This is a genomic window from Streptomyces sp. NPDC001549 (assembly GCF_042894025.1).
GTDB lineage: Bacteria > Actinomycetota > Actinomycetes > Streptomycetales > Streptomycetaceae > Streptomyces > Streptomyces kutzneri.
The window spans coordinates 17549-36814 of sequence record NZ_JBIAVJ010000030.1; the positions used below are offsets into that span (position 1 = coordinate 17549).

Annotated in this window: 16 protein-coding genes; 14 read left to right on the forward strand and 2 right to left on the reverse strand. The window is 72.1% G+C overall.

Annotated features, from left to right (window positions below):
• Positions 1–82 precede the first annotated feature (82 nt).
• Positions 83–1894 (reverse strand): glycoside hydrolase family 15 protein, encoded by a 1812-nt coding sequence (locus tag ACFY04_RS35780; RefSeq protein WP_389123753.1) that lies wholly within the window; start codon positions 1892–1894, stop codon positions 83–85.
• Positions 1895–2358: 464 nt separating this feature from the next.
• Between ACFY04_RS35780 and ACFY04_RS35785 the strand changes: the two genes are divergently transcribed.
• The 13 genes from ACFY04_RS35785 to ACFY04_RS35845 all read left to right on the forward strand — a co-directional run bounded on the left by ACFY04_RS35785 (position 2359) and on the right by ACFY04_RS35845 (position 17182).
• On the forward strand, positions 2359–4011 hold the full coding sequence (locus ACFY04_RS35785; RefSeq protein ID WP_389123566.1) for a CTP synthase: 1653 nt from the start codon (positions 2359–2361) through the stop codon (positions 4009–4011).
• A gap of 83 nt (positions 4012–4094) precedes the next feature.
• Positions 4095–4730, forward strand: a complete 636-nt coding sequence (locus ACFY04_RS35790) for an NUDIX domain-containing protein (protein WP_389123756.1) — start codon at positions 4095–4097, stop codon at positions 4728–4730.
• A 162-nt stretch (positions 4731–4892) separates the two neighbouring features.
• Complete coding sequence (locus tag ACFY04_RS35795; protein WP_389123567.1) at positions 4893–6881, forward strand: tetratricopeptide repeat protein; 1989 nt, start codon at positions 4893–4895, stop codon at positions 6879–6881.
• A gap of 152 nt (positions 6882–7033) precedes the next feature.
• Positions 7034–8149 (forward strand): alanine dehydrogenase, encoded by a 1116-nt coding sequence (gene ald / locus ACFY04_RS35800; protein ID WP_389123569.1) that lies wholly within the window; start codon positions 7034–7036, stop codon positions 8147–8149.
• 368 nt (positions 8150–8517) lie between these two features.
• The gene (locus ACFY04_RS35805; RefSeq protein WP_078851667.1) at positions 8518–9636 is read left to right on the forward strand and encodes a ParA family protein; all 1119 of its coding nucleotides are present in this window, start codon (positions 8518–8520) and stop codon (positions 9634–9636) included.
• Complete coding sequence (locus tag ACFY04_RS35810; RefSeq protein WP_389123572.1) at positions 9621–10142, forward strand: hypothetical protein; 522 nt, start codon at positions 9621–9623, stop codon at positions 10140–10142. The genes ACFY04_RS35805 and ACFY04_RS35810 overlap by 16 nt, the downstream gene beginning before the upstream one ends.
• Positions 10143–10478: 336 nt before the next feature.
• Complete coding sequence (locus ACFY04_RS35815) at positions 10479–11549, forward strand: segregation and condensation protein A (RefSeq protein ID WP_389123574.1); 1071 nt, start codon at positions 10479–10481, stop codon at positions 11547–11549.
• A gap of 8 nt (positions 11550–11557) precedes the next feature.
• A complete protein-coding gene (scpB, locus tag ACFY04_RS35820; RefSeq protein ID WP_389123576.1) occupies positions 11558–12178 on the forward strand; it encodes an SMC-Scp complex subunit ScpB in 621 nt (206 codons plus the stop codon).
• Entirely contained in the window at positions 12178–13620 is a 1443-nt protein-coding gene (locus tag ACFY04_RS35825) for a pseudouridine synthase (protein ID WP_389123578.1), read from the forward strand. Before scpB ends, ACFY04_RS35825 begins: the two co-directional genes overlap by 1 nt.
• A gap of 145 nt (positions 13621–13765) precedes the next feature.
• Positions 13766–14374 (forward strand): nicotinamide riboside transporter PnuC, encoded by a 609-nt coding sequence (pnuC, locus tag ACFY04_RS35830; RefSeq protein WP_389123579.1) that lies wholly within the window; start codon positions 13766–13768, stop codon positions 14372–14374.
• Positions 14371–15450: an AAA family ATPase gene (locus tag ACFY04_RS35835; RefSeq protein WP_389123582.1), complete on the forward strand. Its 1080-nt coding sequence runs from the start codon at positions 14371–14373 to the stop codon at positions 15448–15450. The genes pnuC and ACFY04_RS35835 overlap by 4 nt, the downstream gene beginning before the upstream one ends.
• On the forward strand, positions 15447–16175 hold the full coding sequence (locus tag ACFY04_RS35840; protein WP_389123584.1) for an NUDIX domain-containing protein: 729 nt from the start codon (positions 15447–15449) through the stop codon (positions 16173–16175). Before ACFY04_RS35835 ends, ACFY04_RS35840 begins: the two co-directional genes overlap by 4 nt.
• On the forward strand, positions 16172–17182 hold the full coding sequence (locus ACFY04_RS35845) for an ADP-ribosylglycohydrolase family protein (RefSeq protein ID WP_389123587.1): 1011 nt from the start codon (positions 16172–16174) through the stop codon (positions 17180–17182). The genes ACFY04_RS35840 and ACFY04_RS35845 overlap by 4 nt, the downstream gene beginning before the upstream one ends.
• Before the next feature lie 302 nt (positions 17183–17484).
• Here ACFY04_RS35845 and ACFY04_RS35850 read toward each other — a convergent pair whose 3' ends face one another.
• Positions 17485–18141, reverse strand: coding sequence for a TetR/AcrR family transcriptional regulator (locus tag ACFY04_RS35850; protein ID WP_389123590.1), 657 nt, complete (start codon positions 18139–18141; stop codon positions 17485–17487).
• Between the two features lie 139 nt (positions 18142–18280).
• Here ACFY04_RS35850 and ACFY04_RS35855 point away from each other — a divergent pair, with 139 nt between their 5' ends.
• The gene (locus ACFY04_RS35855; RefSeq protein ID WP_389123593.1) at positions 18281–19231 is read left to right on the forward strand and encodes an alpha/beta fold hydrolase; all 951 of its coding nucleotides are present in this window, start codon (positions 18281–18283) and stop codon (positions 19229–19231) included.
• The last annotated feature ends 35 nt before the right edge of the window (positions 19232–19266 follow it).

Consider the following 19266-nt stretch of genomic DNA (forward strand, 5'->3'; position numbering starts at 1 on the left):
GGGCATAGGACCCTTCCAGGGTAGGCGCGGACGATCACCGGGGCGCGGCGAGAAGATCCGCGCTCCGGCGAGTCGCCCGGCACTAGCCTCCGTACGCCCCGCTGGCCGTCAGCCGCAGGGCCGTGTCGATCAGCGGAACGTGGCTGAAGGCCTGCGGGAAGTTCCCGACCTGCCGCTGGAGCCGCGGGTCCCACTCCTCCGCGAGCAGACCCAGGTCGTTGCGGAGCGACAGCAGCCGCTCGAACAGCCGCCGTGCCTCGTCCACCCGGCCGATCATCGCCAGGTCGTCGGCCATCCAGAACGAGCAGGCCAGGAAGGCCCCCTCGTCGCCCTCCAGGCCGTCCACGCCGGCCTCCTCGCCCGCCGTCGGGTAGCGCAGGATGAAACCGTCGGGCGTGGACAGCTCGCGCTGGATCGCCTCGATGGTGCCGATGACCCGCTTGTCGTCCGGCGGCAGGAAGCCCATCTGCGGAATCAGCAGCAGGGAGGCGTCCAGCTCCTTCGACCCGTACGACTGGGTGAAGGTGTTGCGCTCCTTGTCGTAGCCCTTCTCGCACACGTCCTGGTGGATCTCGTCGCGCAGCTCGCGCCACCGCTCCAGCGGGCCGTCCGCGTCCCCGCTCTCGATCAGCTTGATCGTGCGGTCCACGGCCACCCAGGCCATCACCTTCGAGTGCACGAAGTGGCGGCGCGGGCCGCGCACCTCCCAGATGCCCTCGTCCGGCTGGTCCCAGTGGGTCTCCAGGTAGCGGATCAGTTTGAGCTGGAGGAGCGAGGCGTAGTCGCTGCGGGCGAGCCCGGTCATGTGGCCCAGGTGCAGGGCCTCGGTGACCTCGCCGTACACATCGAGCTGGAGCTGGCCCGCGGCGCCGTTGCCGACGCGGACCGGGCGGGAGTTCTCGTAGCCGGGCAGCCAGTCCAGCTCGGTCTCGCCGAGCTCCCGCTCGCCCGCGATCCCGTACATGATCTGCAGGTTCTCCGGGTCGCCGGCAACCGCGCGCAGCAGCCACTCGCGCCAGGCACGGGCCTCCTCGCGGTATCCGGTGCGCAGCAGCGAGGAGAGGGTGATGGCCGCGTCCCGCAGCCAGGTGTAGCGGTAGTCCCAGTTCCGGACCCCGCCGATCTCCTCGGGGAGGGAGGTGGTGGGCGCGGCGACGATCCCGCCCGTGGGGCCGTACGTGAGGGCCTTGAGGGTGATCAGCGAGCGGATCACGGCCTCCCGGTAGGGCCCGTGGTACGTGCACTGCTCGACCCACTCGCGCCAGAACTCGGTGGTCGACTCCAGGGCCGCCTCGGCTTCGGGGGTCTCGGGCGCGTCGCGGTGCGAGGCCTGCCAGCTGATGCTGAAGGCCTTCCGGTCGCCGGGGCCGACGGTGAAGTCGGAGTACGTCGTCAGGTCCTTGCCGTAGGTCTGCGCGTCGGCGTCCAGCCAGACGGAGTCGGGGCCGGCCACGGCCACGGTGCGCCCGTCGACCTTGTGCACCCACGGCACGACCCGCCCGTAGCTGAAGCGCATCCGCAGGGCCGAACGCATCGGCACGCGCCCGCTGACGCCCTCCACGATGCGGATCAGCTGCGGTGCGTGATCCTCGCGGGGCGGCATGAAGTCGATCACGCGGACCTTGCCACGCGGGGTGTCCCACTCCGACTCCAGCACCAGCGAATCACCGCGGTAGCGGCGGCGGGTCGCACGCGGGGCCTCGGTGCCCGCCGGGAACGACGGGCCGATCCGCCAGAACCCGTGATCCTCGGTGCCGAGAATGCTCGCGAACACGGCGTGCGAGTCGAAGCGTGGCAGGCACAGCCAGTCCACCGCTCCGTCCCGACAGACCAGTGCCGCGGTCTGCATGTCCCCGATCAGTGCGTAATCCTCGATGCGCCCGGACACGTGCATCTCCAGTCGAACGGCCACGTCCGCCCCGAAGGGCGCTTGCATTGCGCGGTTGCGCGGTCTCCTGTGTGCAGGGATCTCCGCGTGAGCCCATGATTCCGTATATCGGCTCGGTTAGGCCGTCTGACGGACTGCCCGGCGGTGATGTGTGCAATATCCGAGCAGGATATGACGGCACCCTAGTGATCTCCGTGAGCCTGTGGAGAATGTGGCTGGGCCGAACGGGTGAGCGGCGGCGATGCCGCCCCGGCGCGCTTCGGCGCCCCCGGACCGAGCGCGCGCGCCGCGTGCCCGGAGGCGGACCGCTCCGGGCGCTGATAGGCTGGTACCCCGTGGACCGGTGGTCTGCCTGTGCGAATCAGGAGCCCCGAAACCGCAGCTTCGGCGCCCCCTGAGACCCTTCCGGATCGAAGGTGGCCGGCGCCGGACGCACCTCACTTCGCGACCACGGGAGCCCCCTCTTGGCGATGCCGCCCAAATCCATGACGACCAAGCACATCTTCGTCACCGGGGGTGTCGCTTCGTCCCTCGGCAAGGGCCTGACGGCCTCCAGCCTGGGTGCGCTGCTGAAGGCGCGCGGTCTGCGGGTCACGATGCAGAAGCTCGACCCGTACCTGAACGTCGACCCCGGCACGATGAACCCGTTCCAGCACGGCGAGGTGTTCGTCACCAACGACGGCGCCGAGACCGACCTGGACATCGGCCACTACGAGCGCTTCCTCGACGTCGACCTCGACGGCTCGGCCAACGTCACCACCGGCCAGGTCTACAACACGGTCATCGCCAAGGAGCGCCGCGGCGAGTACCTCGGTGACACCGTGCAGGTCATCCCGCACATCACCAACGAGATCAAGCACCGCATCCGCCGCATGGCGACCGAGGACGTCGACGTCGTCATCACCGAGGTCGGCGGCACCGTCGGCGACATCGAGTCGCTGCCGTTCCTGGAGACCGTCCGCCAGGTCCGCCACGAGGTCGGCCGCGACAACGTCTTCGTCGTGCACATCTCGCTGCTCCCCTACATCGGCCCCTCCGGTGAGCTCAAGACCAAGCCGACCCAGCACTCGGTCGCGGCCCTGCGCAACATCGGTATCCAGCCCGACGCCATCGTGCTGCGCGCCGACCGTGACGTCCCCACCTCCATCAAGCGCAAGATCTCGCTGATGTGCGACGTGGACGAGGCGGCCGTGGTCGCGGCGATCGACGCCAAGTCGATCTACGACATCCCGAAGGTGCTGCACACCGAGGGCCTGGACGCATACGTCGTGCGCAAGCTCGACCTGCCGTTCCGCGATGTCGACTGGACGGTGTGGGAGGACCTGCTCGACCGGGTCCACAACCCCGACCACGAGGTCAAGGTCGCGCTCGTCGGCAAGTACATCGACCTGCCCGACGCCTACCTTTCGGTGACCGAGGCGCTGCGCGCCGGCGGGTTCGCCAACAAGGCCCGGGTCCAGATCAAGTGGGTCACGTCCGACGACTGCAAGACCCCGGCCGGTGCCGCGGCGGTGCTCGGCGACGTGGACGCGATCTGCGTGCCCGGCGGCTTCGGCGACCGCGGCGTCAACGGCAAGGTCGGCGCGATCACCTACGCCCGCGAGAACAAGATCCCGCTGCTCGGCCTGTGCCTGGGTCTGCAGTGCGTGGTCATCGAGGCCGCGCGCAACCTCGCGGGCATCGATGACGCCAACTCCACCGAGTTCGACGCCTCCACCCCGCACCCGGTCATCTCGACCATGGAGGAGCAGCTGGCCTTCGTCGAGGGCGCGGGCGACCTGGGCGGAACGATGCGCCTGGGCATGTACCCGGCGAAGCTCGCCGAGGGCTCCATCGTGCGCGAGGTCTACGGCGACGAGGCGTACGTGGACGAGCGCCACCGCCACCGCTACGAGGTCAACAACGCCTACCGCGGCGAGCTGGAGAAGAAGGCGGGCCTCGTCTTCTCCGGCACCTCCCCGGACAACAAGCTCGTCGAGTACGTCGAGTACCCGCGCGAGGTGCACCCCTACCTGGTGGCCACCCAGGCCCACCCGGAGCTGCGCTCGCGCCCGACGCGCCCGCACCCGCTCTTCGCCGGCCTGGTGAAGGCGGCCGTGGAGCGGCAGCAGTCCGCGAAGTGAGAGCCTGACCGCATAACGTAGGCAGCCGGGGCACGGACCGTGTCCCGGCTGTCGCGTTCTCGGGGAAGGTATCGGCCATGGCCATGCGCAACGACATCGTGGACACACCGGAGTCGTGGGAGGTCGTCGCCTCACGGACCCCGTTCGAGGGCGCGAAGACGGCCGTGAAGTCGGACCAGGTCCGGATGCCCGACAGCTCGGTGGTGCGCCGCGACTACCAGGTGCACCCGGGCTCGGTGTGCGTCCTCGCCCTCGACGAGGAGCAGCGGGTGCTGGTCCTCAAGCAGTTCCGTCACCCGGTGCGGCACCGGCTGTGGGAGCTCCCGGCCGGACTGCTGGACGTACCCGGCGAGAACCCGCTGCACGCGGCCCAGCGGGAGCTGTACGAGGAGGCGCACGCCAAGGCGGGCGAGTGGCGGGTGCTGGCCGACTTCTTCACCTCGCCCGGCGGATCCGACGAGGCCGTCCGGATCTTCCTCGCGCGGGATCTGGCGGAGGCCGAGGGGGAGCGGTACGCGGTCTCCGAGGAGGAGGCGGACATGGAGATCGCCCGGGTCCCGCTCGCGGACCTGGTCCGCGGGGTGCTGGCGGGCGAGCTGCACAACCCGGGGCTGGTGACCGGGGTACTGGCCCTCGCGGCGGCCCTCGCCTCCGAGGGCGGCATCGAGGCCCTGCGCCCGGCCCTCGCCCCCTGGCCGGCCCGCCCCTACGAGGCCTAGGGGGTGTCCGCGGGGTGCCCGCCGAGCGCGCCGCGCGAGCGGCGCGTGAAAAATAGGTCCATCTGCTGATCCGATTGGGGGATTTGCCCGCCGCGCTCCACCCGGGTCGTCGCTCTGCGTGAACTACGCTCGCAATCCGGTGGCAGGGAGAGGAGCGGATCCGTGGCGGATTTCGTCGGGCGGCGGCGTGAGCTCAAGGAGCTGCGCGAGGACATCGCGCGAACCGGGCTCGACACCCTCTCCGGCCGCAAGGCCAAGGCGCCCCGGGCCCGGGTGCTGCTCGTCGCCGGGCGGCCCGGCTCCGGGCGCACGGCCCTCGCCGAGGCCTTCGTGCACGAGGTCGCCGAGGAGTACCCCGACGGAGTCATCCGCACCCGGCTCACCGCCCCCGGCGGGGAGACCGTGGCCACCGAGCGTGCCGTCCGGAGCCTGCTGGAGGGACTGGGGCGGCCCACCCCGCCCGGGGCCGGCGAGGACGAGCTGAGCTCCGCCCTGCGCAGCGCCCTCGAAGGCCGCCGGGTCATCATCCTGGTCGACGACGCCGCCGATCCCGAGCAGGTGGACGCCCTGCTGCCGGACACCCCCGAGTGCCTCGTCGTGGTCACCGCCGAGGGGCCGCTCACCGGGATCCCCGACGTCCGGCCCTGCACCCTCGGCGGACTCGACACCCCCTCCGCCGTGGAACTGCTCGCCCAGCGCATCGGCGACACCCGGGTCACCGCCGACCCCCGGGCCGCCGAGACCCTCGCCGAGGAGTGCGGGGGACAGCCCGCCGCGCTCGTCCTCGTCGGCGGTTGGCTCGCCGCCCACCCCAAGGCCTCCGTCGCCGACGTGGCCAAGCAGCTCCACGACATGCCCGCCACCACCGGCGGCCCGCTCGCCCGCGGCTTCCGGCTGGTCTACGAGTCCCTGCCGCAGCCCGCCCAGCGGACCCTGCGGCTGCTGCCGCTCGCCCCGGCCGGCATCGTCGACTCGCACACCGCCTCCGCCCTCGCCGGCTGCTCCGTGGCCGCCGCCCAGTCCACCCTGGACGACTTCGCCGGGCTGGGCCTCGTCCGCCCCTCCCGCGACGGCCTCTTCCTGCTGCCCGGCTGCCTCGCGCCGCTGCTCCAGGCCCTCCTGGAGGCCAGGGAGCGCCCCGCCGAGGTCCAGCTGGCCCGGGCCCGGATGCTGGAGCGCACCGTACGGCTGCTGCACTCCTGCCGGGCCATGGCCGAGGCCGAGGAGCCCGGGGTGGACGCCGCCGTCGACGACGGCCTCCGCGAGCTGCTGGACGGCCTGCCGCGCGCCCTGCGGTTTCCCGACCGGCGGGCCGCCGCCACCTGGCTGGACACCCGGCTGCCCGCGCTCACCGCGGCCGCCTCCCTGGCCGTTGCCGACGGGGACCTGGACACCCTGGCCCGCCGGCTGGTCGCGGCCCTCGTACGGGCGCTGGCGGACCACCGGGGCACGGCCGGGGCCGCCCCCGAGCTGTACGGGCTGCACCGCCTGGTCCTGGACGTGGCCGAGCGCCGCAACCTGCGCCGGGAGCAGGCCGCCGCGCTGCTGAACCTGGCCGACCTGGACGCCGAGACCGGCCGGACCCAGGAGGCCCTGGAGCGCTACCGGGCCGCGCTGGACGCAGGACGGGCGGCGAACGATCCGTACGCGACGGGCCGCGCGATGGAATCCGTAGGGGGCGCCTACCAGGAGCTGGCGGACTGGCACCGGGCCTCCGACTGGTTCGGCCGGGCGCTCTCCCAGGCCCTCGCGCGGGGCGAGCGTGCGGACGAGGCCCGGCTGTACGGGCGGCTCGGCAACGTCCACACCTACGCGGGGCGGTACGGGGACGCGCTGCGCAGCTGGCGGGCGGCCGCCGCGGGCTACCGGAAGCTGGCCGATGTCCCCGGTCAGGCAAAGGCGTTGAGCGAGATGGCGCGGGTCCAGGAGTACGCCGGCCGGCCCGAGGAATCGCTGCACACCTGCCGCGAGGCGGTGGAGCTGGCCCGCAGGGCGGGCGACCAGCGACTTCAGGCCGCACTGCAGGTCCGGCTGGCCGACACGCTGGACAGACTCGGGGACCCCGCGGCTGCCAGGCTGCACCGCTCCGCAGCCGACAGATTGTTGGGAGATGACCCTGCAGCCTGCGAAATCCGTAGTGCTTCCGACTGAGATTATTGGTTTGCAAGGCTAGACAGCGACTCATCCTTCATTAGACTGGGTTCACCGCGGCTTCCCGTGGTGCATCCCGTTGCGCGTTCTTGTGGGCGGGTATGTATGGAAGTGCCCCGTAATATCCCCTGAGCCAAGGACCGTGATCGACGATGAAGGTCGGCATCCCCCGCGAGGTCAAGAACAACGAGTTCCGGGTCGCCATCACGCCCGCCGGCGTGCATGAGCTGGTCCGCAACGGCCACCAGGTCTTCATCGAGCAGAACGCCGGTGTGGGCTCCTCGATCACGGACGCCGAGTACGTCTCGGCCGGCGCCGAGATCCTCGGTACCGCCGACGAGGTCTGGGCCACCGCCGACCTGCTGCTCAAGGTCAAGGAGCCCATCGCGGAGGAGTACCACCGCCTCCGCAAGGACCAGACGCTCTTCACCTACCTGCACCTGGCGGCCTCCCGCGAGTGCACGGACGCCCTGCTGGAGTCCGGCACCACCGCCATCGCGTACGAGACGGTCGAGCTCGCCAACCGCGCGCTTCCGCTGCTCGCCCCGATGTCCGAGGTCGCGGGCCGCCTGGCCCCGCAGGTCGGCGCCTACCACCTGATGCGCTCGGCCGGCGGCCGTGGCGTCCTCCCGGGCGGTGTCCCCGGCACCCACGCTGGCGAGTGCGTCGTCATCGGCGGCGGCGTCTCCGGCTGGAACGCCGCGCAGATCGCCATCGGCATGGGCTTCCACGTGACCCTGCTCGACCGCGACATCAACAAGCTCCGCGAGGCCGACAAGGTCTTCGGCACGAAGATCAAGACGATCGTCTCCAACGCCTTCGAGCTGGAGAAGGCCGTCGTCGAGGCCGACCTCGTCATCGGCGCGGTGCTGATCCCGGGTGCGAAGGCCCCGAAGCTGGTCACCAACGAGCTCGTCGCCAAGATGAAGCCCGGAAGTGTTCTTGTCGACATTGCGATCGACCAGGGCGGCTGCTTCGAGGACTCCCGTCCGACCACTCACGCCGAGCCGACCTTCACGGTCCACAACTCGGTCTTCTACTGCGTCGCCAACATGCCGGGCGCGGTTCCGAACACCTCCACCTACGCGCTGACGAACGCGACGCTGCCCTACATCGTGCAGCTCGCCAACCTCGGCTGGGTCGAGGCGCTGCGTCGCGACGCCGCGCTCGGGCTGGGCCTCAACACCCATGACGGCCAGGTCGTTTACGGTCCCGTTGCCGAGGCCCACGGCCTGGAGACCCTTGAGCTGAGCACGCTGCTCGGCTGACACGTCAACGACTGACGTCAATCTCACGTATCCGGCCGGACCTTGCCCGCAAGGTCCGGCCGGACGTGTTTGCGGGGTGCCCCGGGACCCCGCTCAACTCGCCTCGAACGTAACCCTTTAACCCTTTCGCACACCCGCGAAACTTCGCAGCGACAGCTCGTGCGCCCTTGACAGAGTGGTGTTCGGTTGCCGACACATCGTGCCGGGTCCGGCGGATTGTGTTGCCGCTGGGCGGTGACACGCCATAGAGTCGCCAACCGTCGGCATGGTGCCACGCTGACCTATCGATAAGTGTCCTGGTCACGTCCGAGGAGGTAAGACGACTTGTGAATGAGTCGACATTTGCTCCTGGGGGTGGTCGAGCAGGGATGCCTGAGCGGGGCCAGGGCCCTACCGGGCTCGAAGCTGTCGGCTCCGTCGCAGTACGCACCTTCGCAAACCACCAGCACATGACGACGCCCCAAAAGAGCATGGACGGCCTAGACGTGAACTCCAGGGCCGGCGACCTGAGCGGCGAAAAGCCCGTGGGTTTCGCCGACTACGACAATGTGCCCGAGGGGCACTTCTACGACCCCGACGCGGAGTACGAACCGGACCCCGAGTACGCGGCCACCCTCGCCCCCGACGCTGCCCGTCAGCGCCGTGAGCGGATCGGCCCGACCGGACGCCCGCTTCCGTACTTCCCGATCCCGGGTCCGCTGACCGACCACGGTCCGGCGAAGATCATCGCGATGTGCAACCAGAAGGGCGGCGTGGGCAAGACCACGTCGACCATCAACCTGGGTGCCGCGCTCGCCGAGTACGGGCGCCGCGTGCTGCTCGTCGACTTCGACCCGCAGGGCGCGCTGTCCGTGGGTCTCGGCGTGAACCCGATGGAACTCGACCTGACGGTCTACAACCTGCTCATGGAGCGGGGCATGTCGGCCGACGAGGTGCTGCTCAAGACGGCGGTCCCCAACATGGACCTGCTGCCGAGCAACATCGACCTGTCCGCTGCCGAGGTGCAGTTGGTCAGTGAGGTCGCGCGCGAGTCCACCCTGCAGCGGGCCCTGAAGCCCCTGCTGGCCGACTACGACTACATCGTGATCGACTGTCAGCCCTCGCTCGGTCTGCTGACCGTGAACGCCCTGACGGCGGCCCACAAGGTCATCGTCCCGCTGGAGTGCGAGTTCTTCGCGCTGCGCGGCGTGGCGCTGCTGACCGAGACCATCGAGAAGGTGCAGGAGCGGCTCAACCCCGAGCTGGAGCTCGACGGCATCCTCGCCACGATGTACGACTCCCGTACGGTGCACAGCCGTGAGGTGCTGGCGCGCGTCGTCGAGGCCTTCGACGACCACGTCTACCACACGGTCATCGGCCGCACGGTGCGCTTCCCGGAGACCACGGTCGCCGGTGAGCCGATCACGACGTACGCGTCCAACTCCGTCGGCGCCGCCGCCTACCGCCAGCTGGCCAGGGAGGTGCTCGCCCGGTGTCACGCCGAGTGAGTCTGCCCGGAGCCGACGAGCTGTTCCGTACGACCGGGGGGATGGCGCTCCAGTCGTCCTCGCCGCGGCGCGGGGTCGAGGAGACGCCCTCCGCGGATCACTCGGCCACTTCGGCCGAGGGCACGGCGGGTGAGGGCCGCGGCCGGGAGGCCGCGGACGCCGGCGGGCCCGTCGTGGGGCAGCCCAGGCGGCCGCAGGAAGGTTCTGCCGGCCCGGCCGGCGGCGTGGGGTCCGCCCCGGCCGGCGCGGGCCGCCGGGGCAAGGGGCAGGGCCGGGGCGCGAACCGGCGCCCCAGCGGCCGCGAGCGCCACGACGAGAAGATCACGGTCTACGTCTCCGCCGAGGAGCTCATGGACCTGGAACACGCGCGGCTGGTGCTGCGCGGGGAGCACGGGCTGGCGGTGGACCGGGGCCGCATCGTCCGCGAGGCGGTCGCGGTCGTCCTCGCCGATCTGGAATCCCGCGGCGACGCGAGCATCCTCGTACGGCGCCTGCGCGGCCGCTGACCGCCCTGCGGGCCCGCTCTCCCGATGCCCCGCCCGCCCGGGCCTCCGGCGGGTCGCTGCCCGGCCCGCGGCGCTTTCCCGGAGCGGGACCCAGGCGGCCGTCCGCCCGGTGACCGGGCCTCCGGGCGATCTGCGGCCCGGCCCCCCGGAGCTCCGCCCCGTCGCGGGGAGCCGCCCGCACGGGGCTCCGCAGGGACGGGGGAGCGCCGGTCCGGCGGTGAGGCGCCGTGCCGGGCGGTGGTCCACCGGGGAGCGCGGGGGAGCCCGTAGGCTGCTGGTGGCCGCGGCCACGGCGCCCGGCCCTCCACGCCGCCCCCATGTACCTCCTGGACCGCGATGCCCTTCCCCGCCGATTCCGGCCGACCGACCCGGCGCGTCCTGGGGCGCGGCCCCGGCGTCCCCGACACGGCCGGGCAGCCGGACGCGCGTGACGGGGAAGCGGGCCCCGAAGCCCCTGAGGCGCCCGCTGCGCGCCCCGCGCCGACGGCGGGCGGTACCGAGCCGGAACGTTCCACCGGGCCCGCAGACGGCCAGCAGCAGCCCCCTGAGTCCCACCCGGCCCCGGCCGCCGCAGCGGCCGTACGCCCGGACACCGGGCCCCCCGCGGGCGGCGACGGGCGGTTCACCCTGCGGCTCGCGAACTTCGAAGGCCCCTTCGACCTGCTGCTCCAGCTGATCTCGCGGCACAAGCTCGACGTCACCGAGGTCGCGCTGTCCAAGGTCACCGACGAGTTCATGGTGCACATCCGTGCCATGGGGCCCGACTGGGACCTCGACCAGACCACCGAGTTCCTCGTCGTCGCCGCCACCCTCCTCGACCTGAAGGCCGCCCGGCTGCTGCCGGTCGCGGAGGTCGAGGACGAGGCGGACCTGGCCCTGCTGGAGGCCCGGGACCTGCTCTTCGCGCGCCTGCTCCAGTACCGCGCGTACAAACAGATCGCCGAGATCTTCGAGCGGCGCGCGGAGGCCGAGGGCCGGCGGTACCCGCGGACGGTCGGGCTGGAGCCGCACCACGCGGACCTGCTGCCCGAGGTCGTCATCAGCATCGGGCCGGAGGGGTTCGCCCGGCTCGCCGTGAAGGCCATGCAGCCCAAGGCCAAGCCGCAGGTGTACGTGGACCACATCCATGCCCCCCTGGTCAGCGTGCGCGAGCAGGCCGGGCTGATGGTGCGGATGCTGAAGGCGCGCGGGGAGGCCACCTTCCAGGAGCTCACGGAGGACGCCGGGGACACCCTCACCGTCGTCGCGCGCTTCCTGGCGCTGCTGGAGCTCTACCGGGAGAAGGCGGTCGTCCTCGACCAGGAGGAGGCCCTGCAGACCCTCACCGTGCGCTGGAGCGGCGGGGACGGCGACGGGATGCCGACCGTGACCGACGAGTTCGACCAGATCGTGGAGGCGAAGGATTGAACGGCGACGTGAGCGCGGTGGCCGCGCTGGAGCTGAAGCCGGCCCTGGAGGCCGTGCTCATGGTCGTGGACGAGCCGGCCACCGAGGCGCACCTGGCCAAGGTGCTGGAGCGCACCCCGCGCGAGGTCGGGCAGGCGCTGCGGGAGCTCGCCGACGAGTACACGGCCGCGCGCCGGGGCTTCGAGCTGCGGCTGGTCGCCGGCGGCTGGCGGTTCTACACCCGGGCCGCGTACGCGCCGGCCGTGGAGGGCTTCGTACTGGACGGCCAGCAGGCCCGGCTCACCCAGGCGGCCCTGGAGACCCTGGCCGTCGTCGCGTACCGCCAGCCGGTGAGCCGGTCGCGGGTCTCCGCGGTCCGCGGAGTCAACTGCGACGGGGTCATGCGGACCCTCCTCCAGCGCGGTCTGGTGGAGGAGGCGGGGACGGAACCCGAAACAGGTGCGATCCTGTACAGGACGACGAACTACTTTCTGGAGCGGATGGGCCTGCGTGGCCTGGACGAGCTCCCGGAGCTCGCGCCCTTCCTCCCCGAGGCGGACGCGATCGAAGCCGAGACGCAAGAAGGTGTGCCGTCGTTCGATCCGGACGCACCGGACACCGATGAAGACGACAAGACGACGGAACTTTGATGCGAAGCAGCGGCAACGGCAACGGTGGCGGCAACAGGAACAGCGGCGGCGGTGGCGGCGGGCGCAGTAACGCCCGCGGCGGCTCCTCCAGCGGCGGCGGTGGCTACCGCGGGAGCGGCTCCGGCGGTGGCAGCGGCTCCGGCGGCTCCGGGGGCTCCCGCGGCGGCAGCTCCGGCGGCGGCTACCGGGGTGGCAGCTCCGGCGGCTCCGGCAGCTCCGGCGGCTCCCGTGGAGGCAGCTCCGGCGGCTCCCGCGGCGGCTACCAGGGCGGCGGCTCCCGCGGCGGCAGCTCGGGCGGCGGCTACCAGGGCGGCGGCTCCCGCGGCGGCAGCTCGGGCGGCGGCTACCAGGGCGGTGGCGGCTACCAGGGCGGCGGCTCCGACTCGCGCGACCGCGACCAGCCGGCCCCCCGCATCCGCAACCCGCGTCCCGAGGAGCGCCGCTACGACGTCGGCCCCGAGGGCGAGCGCAGCGGACGCAGCGGCCCCAAGGCGGGCGGCGGCGGTGCCCGCGGCGCCGCGGCGCGCGGTGGTGCCAAGGGCGGTCCCCGGACCTCCAAGACCCCCGGCATCGGCGGCGCCGGCGGCCCGCGCAGCGGCCCCGGCAGCCGGAGCGGCCAGTCCCGCCCGCGCGAGCTGGACGCGCGGATCGAGGAGCGCGTGCGCGACCGGTACGCCGACAAGCCCGTGGTCAAGACCCCGAAGACCTTCCCGGGTGCCGAGGAGGAGGGTGAGCGTCTGCAGAAGGTGCTCGCCCGCGCCGGCATGGGTTCGCGCCGCGCCTGCGAGGAGCTCATCGAGCAGGCCCGCGTCGAGGTCAACGGCGAGATCGTGCTGGAGCAGGGCAAGCGCGTCCTGCCGAAGGACGAGATCAAGGTGGACGGCCTGACCGTCGCCACCCAGTCGTACCTGTTCTTCGCGCTGAACAAGCCCGCCGGTGTCGTCTCCACCATGGAGGACCCGGACGGCCGTCAGTGCCTCGGCGACTACGTCACCAACCGTGAGACCCGTCTCTTCCACGTCGGCCGGCTCGACACCGAGACCGAGGGCATCATCCTGCTCACCAACCACGGTGAGCTGGCCCACCGCCTCACGCACCCGAAGTACGGCGTGAAGAAGACGTACGTGGCGGCCATCACCGGCCCGCTGCCGCGCGAGATCGGCAAGCGGCTCAAGGACGGCATCGAGCTGGAGGACGGCTACGCCCGCGCCGACCACTTCCGCGTCGTCGACCAGGTCGGCAAGAACTACCTGGTCGAGGTCACCCTCCACGAGGGCCGCAAGCACATCGTCCGCCGCATGATGGCGGAGGCGGGCTTCCCGGTCGAGAAGCTCGTCCGGACCTCCTTCGGTCCGATCGAGCTGGGCGACCAGAAGTCCGGCTGGCTGCGCCGCCTGACCAACACCGAGGTCGGCATGCTGATGCGCGAGGTCGGTCTCTAGGACGCAGGCCGGCCGCCGCGCAGGCGGCCGGTCCGATCGCAGAAAACCCGCGGTGCCCCAGGGCGCCGCGGGTTTTCTGCTTGTCGGGAACCCCGGTCTCTGTTTATAGTCAGTATGACCATTAAATAGTCCGAGGGGGGTCGTCATGAGCTGGACCATGAGCTGGACCGAGGTGCTGGGCTTCGCCACCGGCGCCCTGTGCGTCTGGCTGGTCGCCCGGCAGCACGTGGCCAACTGGCCGATCGGGATCGCCAACAACATCTTCTTCATCGCGCTCTTCGCCCAGGCCGGCCTCTACGCCGACGCCGGGCTCCAGATCGTCTTCATCGCCCTCGCCGCCTACGGCTGGTGGTCCTGGACCCACGGGGGTGGACCAGGATCCGCCGAGGCCCTGCCGGTGCGCCGCACCACGCGCACCGAATGGGCCGCGCTCGCCGCGGCGGGGGCGGTGGGGGTGCTCGCGCTCACCCTGCTGCTGAGCCGGGCCACCGACTCCACCGTCCCCTTCTGGGACGCAGCCACCACCGGGCTCTCGCTCCTCGCCACCTACGGGCAGTGCCGCAAGCTCGTGGAGTCCTGGTGGCTGTGGATCGCCGCCGACCTCGTCTACATCCCGCTCTACGCCCACAAGGGGCTCTACCTGACCTCCGCGCTCTACGTGGGCTTCCTCGCCCTGTGCGTGGTCGGGCTCCTCGGCTGGCGGCGCACCCTGCCCGCGCGGGACGCCCGTACGGCGGCGGAGGCGACGGCATGAGACGCCACGGTCACGGCCTGGTCCTCGGCAAGTTCTACCCGCCGCACGCCGGGCACCACCACCTCGTACGCACCGCCCAGGACCAGTGCGAGCGGCTGACCGTGCTGGTCTGCGCCGCCTCGGTGGAGTCCGTCCCGCTCGCCGACCGGGTCGCCTGGATGCGCGAGGCGCACCCCGGGGCCGAGGTCGTCGGCGCGGTGGACGACATCCCGGTCGACCTGCACGACCCGGAGATCTGGGAGGCGCACATGGCCGTCTTCCGCGGCGCCGTTCCCGGGCGGGTGGACGCCGTGTTCACCTCCGAGGAGTACGGCGGCGAGCTCGCCCGGCGGTTCGGCGCCGAGGAGGTCCTGGTGGACCGGGAACGGACACTGTTCCCGGTGTCCGGTACGGCGGTACGCAAGGACCCGGCCGGCTCCTGGGAGTTCCTCGGGCCGGCCGTCCGCGCCGCCCTGACCCGCCGGGTCGTCGTCCTCGGCGCGGAGTCCACCGGGACCACCACGCTCTCGCGGGCCCTGGCGGACCGCTACCGGCGGCGCGGCGGCGTCTGGGCCAAGACGGGCTGGGTCGCCGAGTACGGGCGCCGGTACAGCGAGGAGAAGCTGGCGGCGGCCCGCGCCGCCGACCCGGCGGCCTCCTGGGCGGACGTGTCCTTCACCTCGCAGGAGTTCCCGGTCATCGCGCGCCGCCAGGACGCGGACGAGGAGCACGCGGCCCGGCTCGGCTCCCCGGTGCTGTTCTGCGACACCGACTCCTTCGCGACCGCCATCTGGCACGAGCGGTACACGGGTGGCCGGAACGCGGAGGTCGAGCGGATCGCCGACCTCACCCGGCGTGACCTGTACCTGCTCACCGACCACGCCGACGTGCCCTTCGAGGACGACGGACTGCGGGACGGGCCACAGCTGCGGCCCTGGATGACCGAGCGGTTCCGGGCGGAACTGGAGCGCACCGGGAGGCGTTTCCTCGTCGTACGCGGGGACCGGGCGGCCCGGCTGGAGGCTGCCGTCCGGGCCGTGGACGGACTGCTGGCCGAGGGCTGGCACTTCACCGACCCCCTTCCGGAGAACCGATGACCGCCGGCTATGACCCGCACGCCTTCGAGCCGTTCGCGGTGACCGCCGACCTGGCCGTCTTCACCGTACGCGGCGGCGCCCTGCACGTCCTGCTCATCCGGCGCGGCCGGGAACCGTACGCCGGGGCCTGGGCGCTGCCCGGCGGGTTCGTCCTGCCGCGGGAGTCCGCCGAGACCGCCGCCCGGCGCGAACTGGCCGAGGAGACCGGCCTGCCGGACCGGCTCGTGGCCGCGCTCCGCCTGGAGCAGCTGCGCACCTACAGCGAACCGGACCGCGACCCCCGGATGCGGGTGGTCTCGGTGGCCTTCACCGCCCTCGTCCCGGACCTGCCGGAGCCGGCGGCCGAGGGCGGCGGGGACGCGGCGCACGCCCGCTGGACCGCGCTGGACGAGGTCTCGGAACTCGCCTTCGACCACGCGGTGATCCTGGCGGACGCACGCGAGCGGATCGGCGCCAAGCTGGAGTACACCTGCCTGGCCACCGGCTTCTGCCCGCCCGAGTTCACCCTCGGCGAGCTGCAGTCCGTCTACGAGACCGTCTGGAACACCACCCTCGACCGCCCCAACTTCCGCCGCAAGGTCCTGGCGACGCCGGGATTCGTCGAGGCCGTGCCGGGCGCCGCCCGGCTGACCGGCGGCCGCGGCAAACCGGCCGCCCTCTACCGGCCCGGTCCGGCGACCACCCTCCACCCTCCCCTGCTGCGACCGGAAGGATCCACCCGATGACCAAGCGAGCCGCGACGGGCGCCATGATCGGCCTGGCCCTGGGCGATGCCCTCGGCTTCCCGACGGAGTTCAACGACGTGCCCTCGATCCTGGCCAAGACGGGCCCCTGGCGCGAGATGGGCCTGCCGCGCCCGGCGATCGTCACGGACGACACCCAGATGACCCTCGCCCTGGCCCGCGGCATGCGTACGGCGGCCGAGCGCGGCCCCGTGGGCCCGCTGCGCCTGACCCGGCCGGTCCGCGAGGAGTTCGTCGACTGGTACCACTCCCCGGAGAACAACCGGGCCCCGGGCCGCACCTGTATGACGGCCTGCCGGCTGCTCGACACCCCGGACCGGGACTGGCGCGACGCCAGCCAGATCGGCTCCAAGGGCTGCGGCGCCAACATGCGGGTGGTCCCGGTCGGGCTGGTGCCGGACTGGACCGAGGAGGAGCGGGCCGGCGCCGCACAGCTCCAGTCGGCCCTCACCCACGGGCACCCGACGGCGCTCGCCGCCTCCGACCTGACCGCGCGGGCGGTGTACCTGCTGGCCGAGGGCACCGAGGTGACCGGGCTCGTCGGACGGCTGCGCTCCTACGCCCTGGAGAACCGCACCCGCTACCACGAGCGCTGGCTGGGCGACCTGTGGATGCGGACCGCGTCCGACGCCTCCCCGGAGTCCTTCATCGCGCGGGGCTGGGACGAGTGCCTGGCGGCCCTGGACCGGCTCGCGGCCGCCCTGCGGTCCCCCTCCCCGGAGACCGACCCCTGCCTGACCACGGGCGACGGCTGGATAGCCGAGGAGGCCCTCGCCACCGCCCTGCACTGCTTCCTGCTCTTCCCCGACGAGCCGCTGACCGCGCTGCGCCGGGCCGCCTGCACGCGCGGCGACTCCGACTCCATCGCCTGCCTCGCGGGCGCCTTCGCCGGAGCCCACCTCGGCGCGGACGTCTGGCCGCGCGAGTGGGAGGGCCGCATCGAGTACCGGGACGAACTCCTGGCCTTCGGCACCCTCTGGGACGCTTGAGCCGGGCCGGACGTGACGGGTAGGCCGCTTCGCGGCCTTCGGGAACAGCGGTACAGCCCCTGGCACTGAGATCGATCACGGGATTCGGCTGTGGGTCTCCGCGGTCGGGTGAGGCCGGGCCTGGAGGCATTCGCGGAGGTCGGTCTCGGCGGACACCACACCGTCTTTTCGACGTCCGAGCCGCCGCAGACGGCAACGGCGCCGGCCACGCGTGCCATGTGACGGATACCGCCCCACCCACACACCCGCACTCGAATCCACAGGGCGTCACCCCCGGCCACCTGCTGCCGTTCGAGCCGAAATCATGGACAGGTACGGGCGTCTGTCCGTTGTCCGGCGGCCGGGGCGGTGTGGCCGCCGGCGGTGAAGATGCGGTCGAGGTGGTGGCGGAGTACGGCGATGGCTGACTCTGGTGTCCGCTGGGCGACGAGGATGCTGGTGCCCATGGTCGCGGTCATGGCGAGCAGGCTGATGGCCTCGGTGCGTGCGTCGGCGCCGGGATCGGCCAGGCCTGCCGCCTGGGCTCCTTCGATCAAGCCGGTCAGGGCGTTCTCGGCCGCGTCGGGGTTGTCGATGAAGGGCTGCGCGGCGAGTGCTCCGTCGGTCACGGACAGGATCGAGTAGGAGCTGTACAGGAGGTGGAAGGTCCGGCTCTCCTGGTCGGTCGGCAGGGATGCCAGCAGCAGCGCCTCGATCGTCGCGCGCGGGCCCGGGGCCGGACCGGCGGCGGCCAGGCGGGCGCCCACGCGGGCGGTGAAGCGGTCGGTCAGGTGCTGGAGTCCGTAGAAGAGCAGCTTCTCCTTGGTCTCGAAGTAGTACTGCACGAGCCGGAGGGATACACCGGCCTCGGCGGCCACGTCGCGCATGCCGACGGCGTGCAGCCCTCGCCGCCCCGCGACTTGGATGAGCGCTTCGGCGATCTGGGTGCGCCGTTCCGCGTGGTCCACGCGCTTTGGCATCAGTGCTGTCTCCGGCCGTGGGTGGGGTGGGTGGTTCAGGGACTCACAGTCCGGCTCGGTCCGAACATCTTCATGGTACCGCCGTATCAACCATATGGTACGTTCGTATCACGAAGAACGGATCTTCCGGAGGTGCCCCGTGCCCGAGAACACGACCCGAGTGCGCCGCGACATCGGTCACTACGTAAATGACGAGCTGCGCGACCGGTACTTCGCCACCTGCGAGGTCCTCTACGCGAAGGGAGCGCCCGTCCGCTCCGAGACGGACGTCGAGACGAGCTTCGGCACCACCCACGTCTACCGGTACGGACCCGTCGACCCGGCAGCCGAGTCGCGCACGCCCGTGGTCCTGATACACGGTTCGGGAGGCTGCTCCGCCCAGTGGTACCCCAACACCCTTGCCCTCAGCGCCGAGCGCCCCGTCTACGCCCTCGACACTCCCGGCGACCCCGGCCGCAGCGTCCAGCGCGAACCGATGTGGCAGCCCGAGCGCGCGGCGCAGTGGATGGACGAGGCCCTCGACGCGCTGGGCCTCGACAAGGTCCACCTGGTCGGCTCGTCGTACGGCGGCTGGCTGGTCATCAACGAGGCCCACCTTCGGCCCGGGCGGCTTGCCTCGGTCACCGCCCTGGACCCGGGCGGTCTGGAGAAGGTCGGCCTGCGCTTCTTCGTATGGATCTTCGCCAGCCTCTTCGCCACCTACGCCCCCAAGGCGTGGCGCCCCCGCCTCGCTGCATGGCTGGAACAGCCGGTGATCATCGTTCCCGAGCTGCGCGCGATGATCCAGGCCAGCGTGAAGGCCTACCGGATCCGCCGCCCCGCCCCGCTGCCCCTGTCGGACGCGGAACTGGGCTCCATCCGGACGCCGTTCTACCTGATCATGGGCAAGCGCAGCCTGCTCGTGCACCCCAAGCGGCAGCTGGAACGCGTACCGCGCCTGATCCCCGGCGCCCGCGCCGAGATCGTCGCCGCGACCGGTCACGGACCGCAGATCGACCACCCCGAGCTGGTCAACGCCCGGATGCTGAGCTTCATGGAGGACGTCGACTCCCTCGGCCCGGCGGCGGCACGGGGCGCCACGGACGCGTAGCCGCGAGGGCCGCAGACGCGAACTGTCCGACAGGG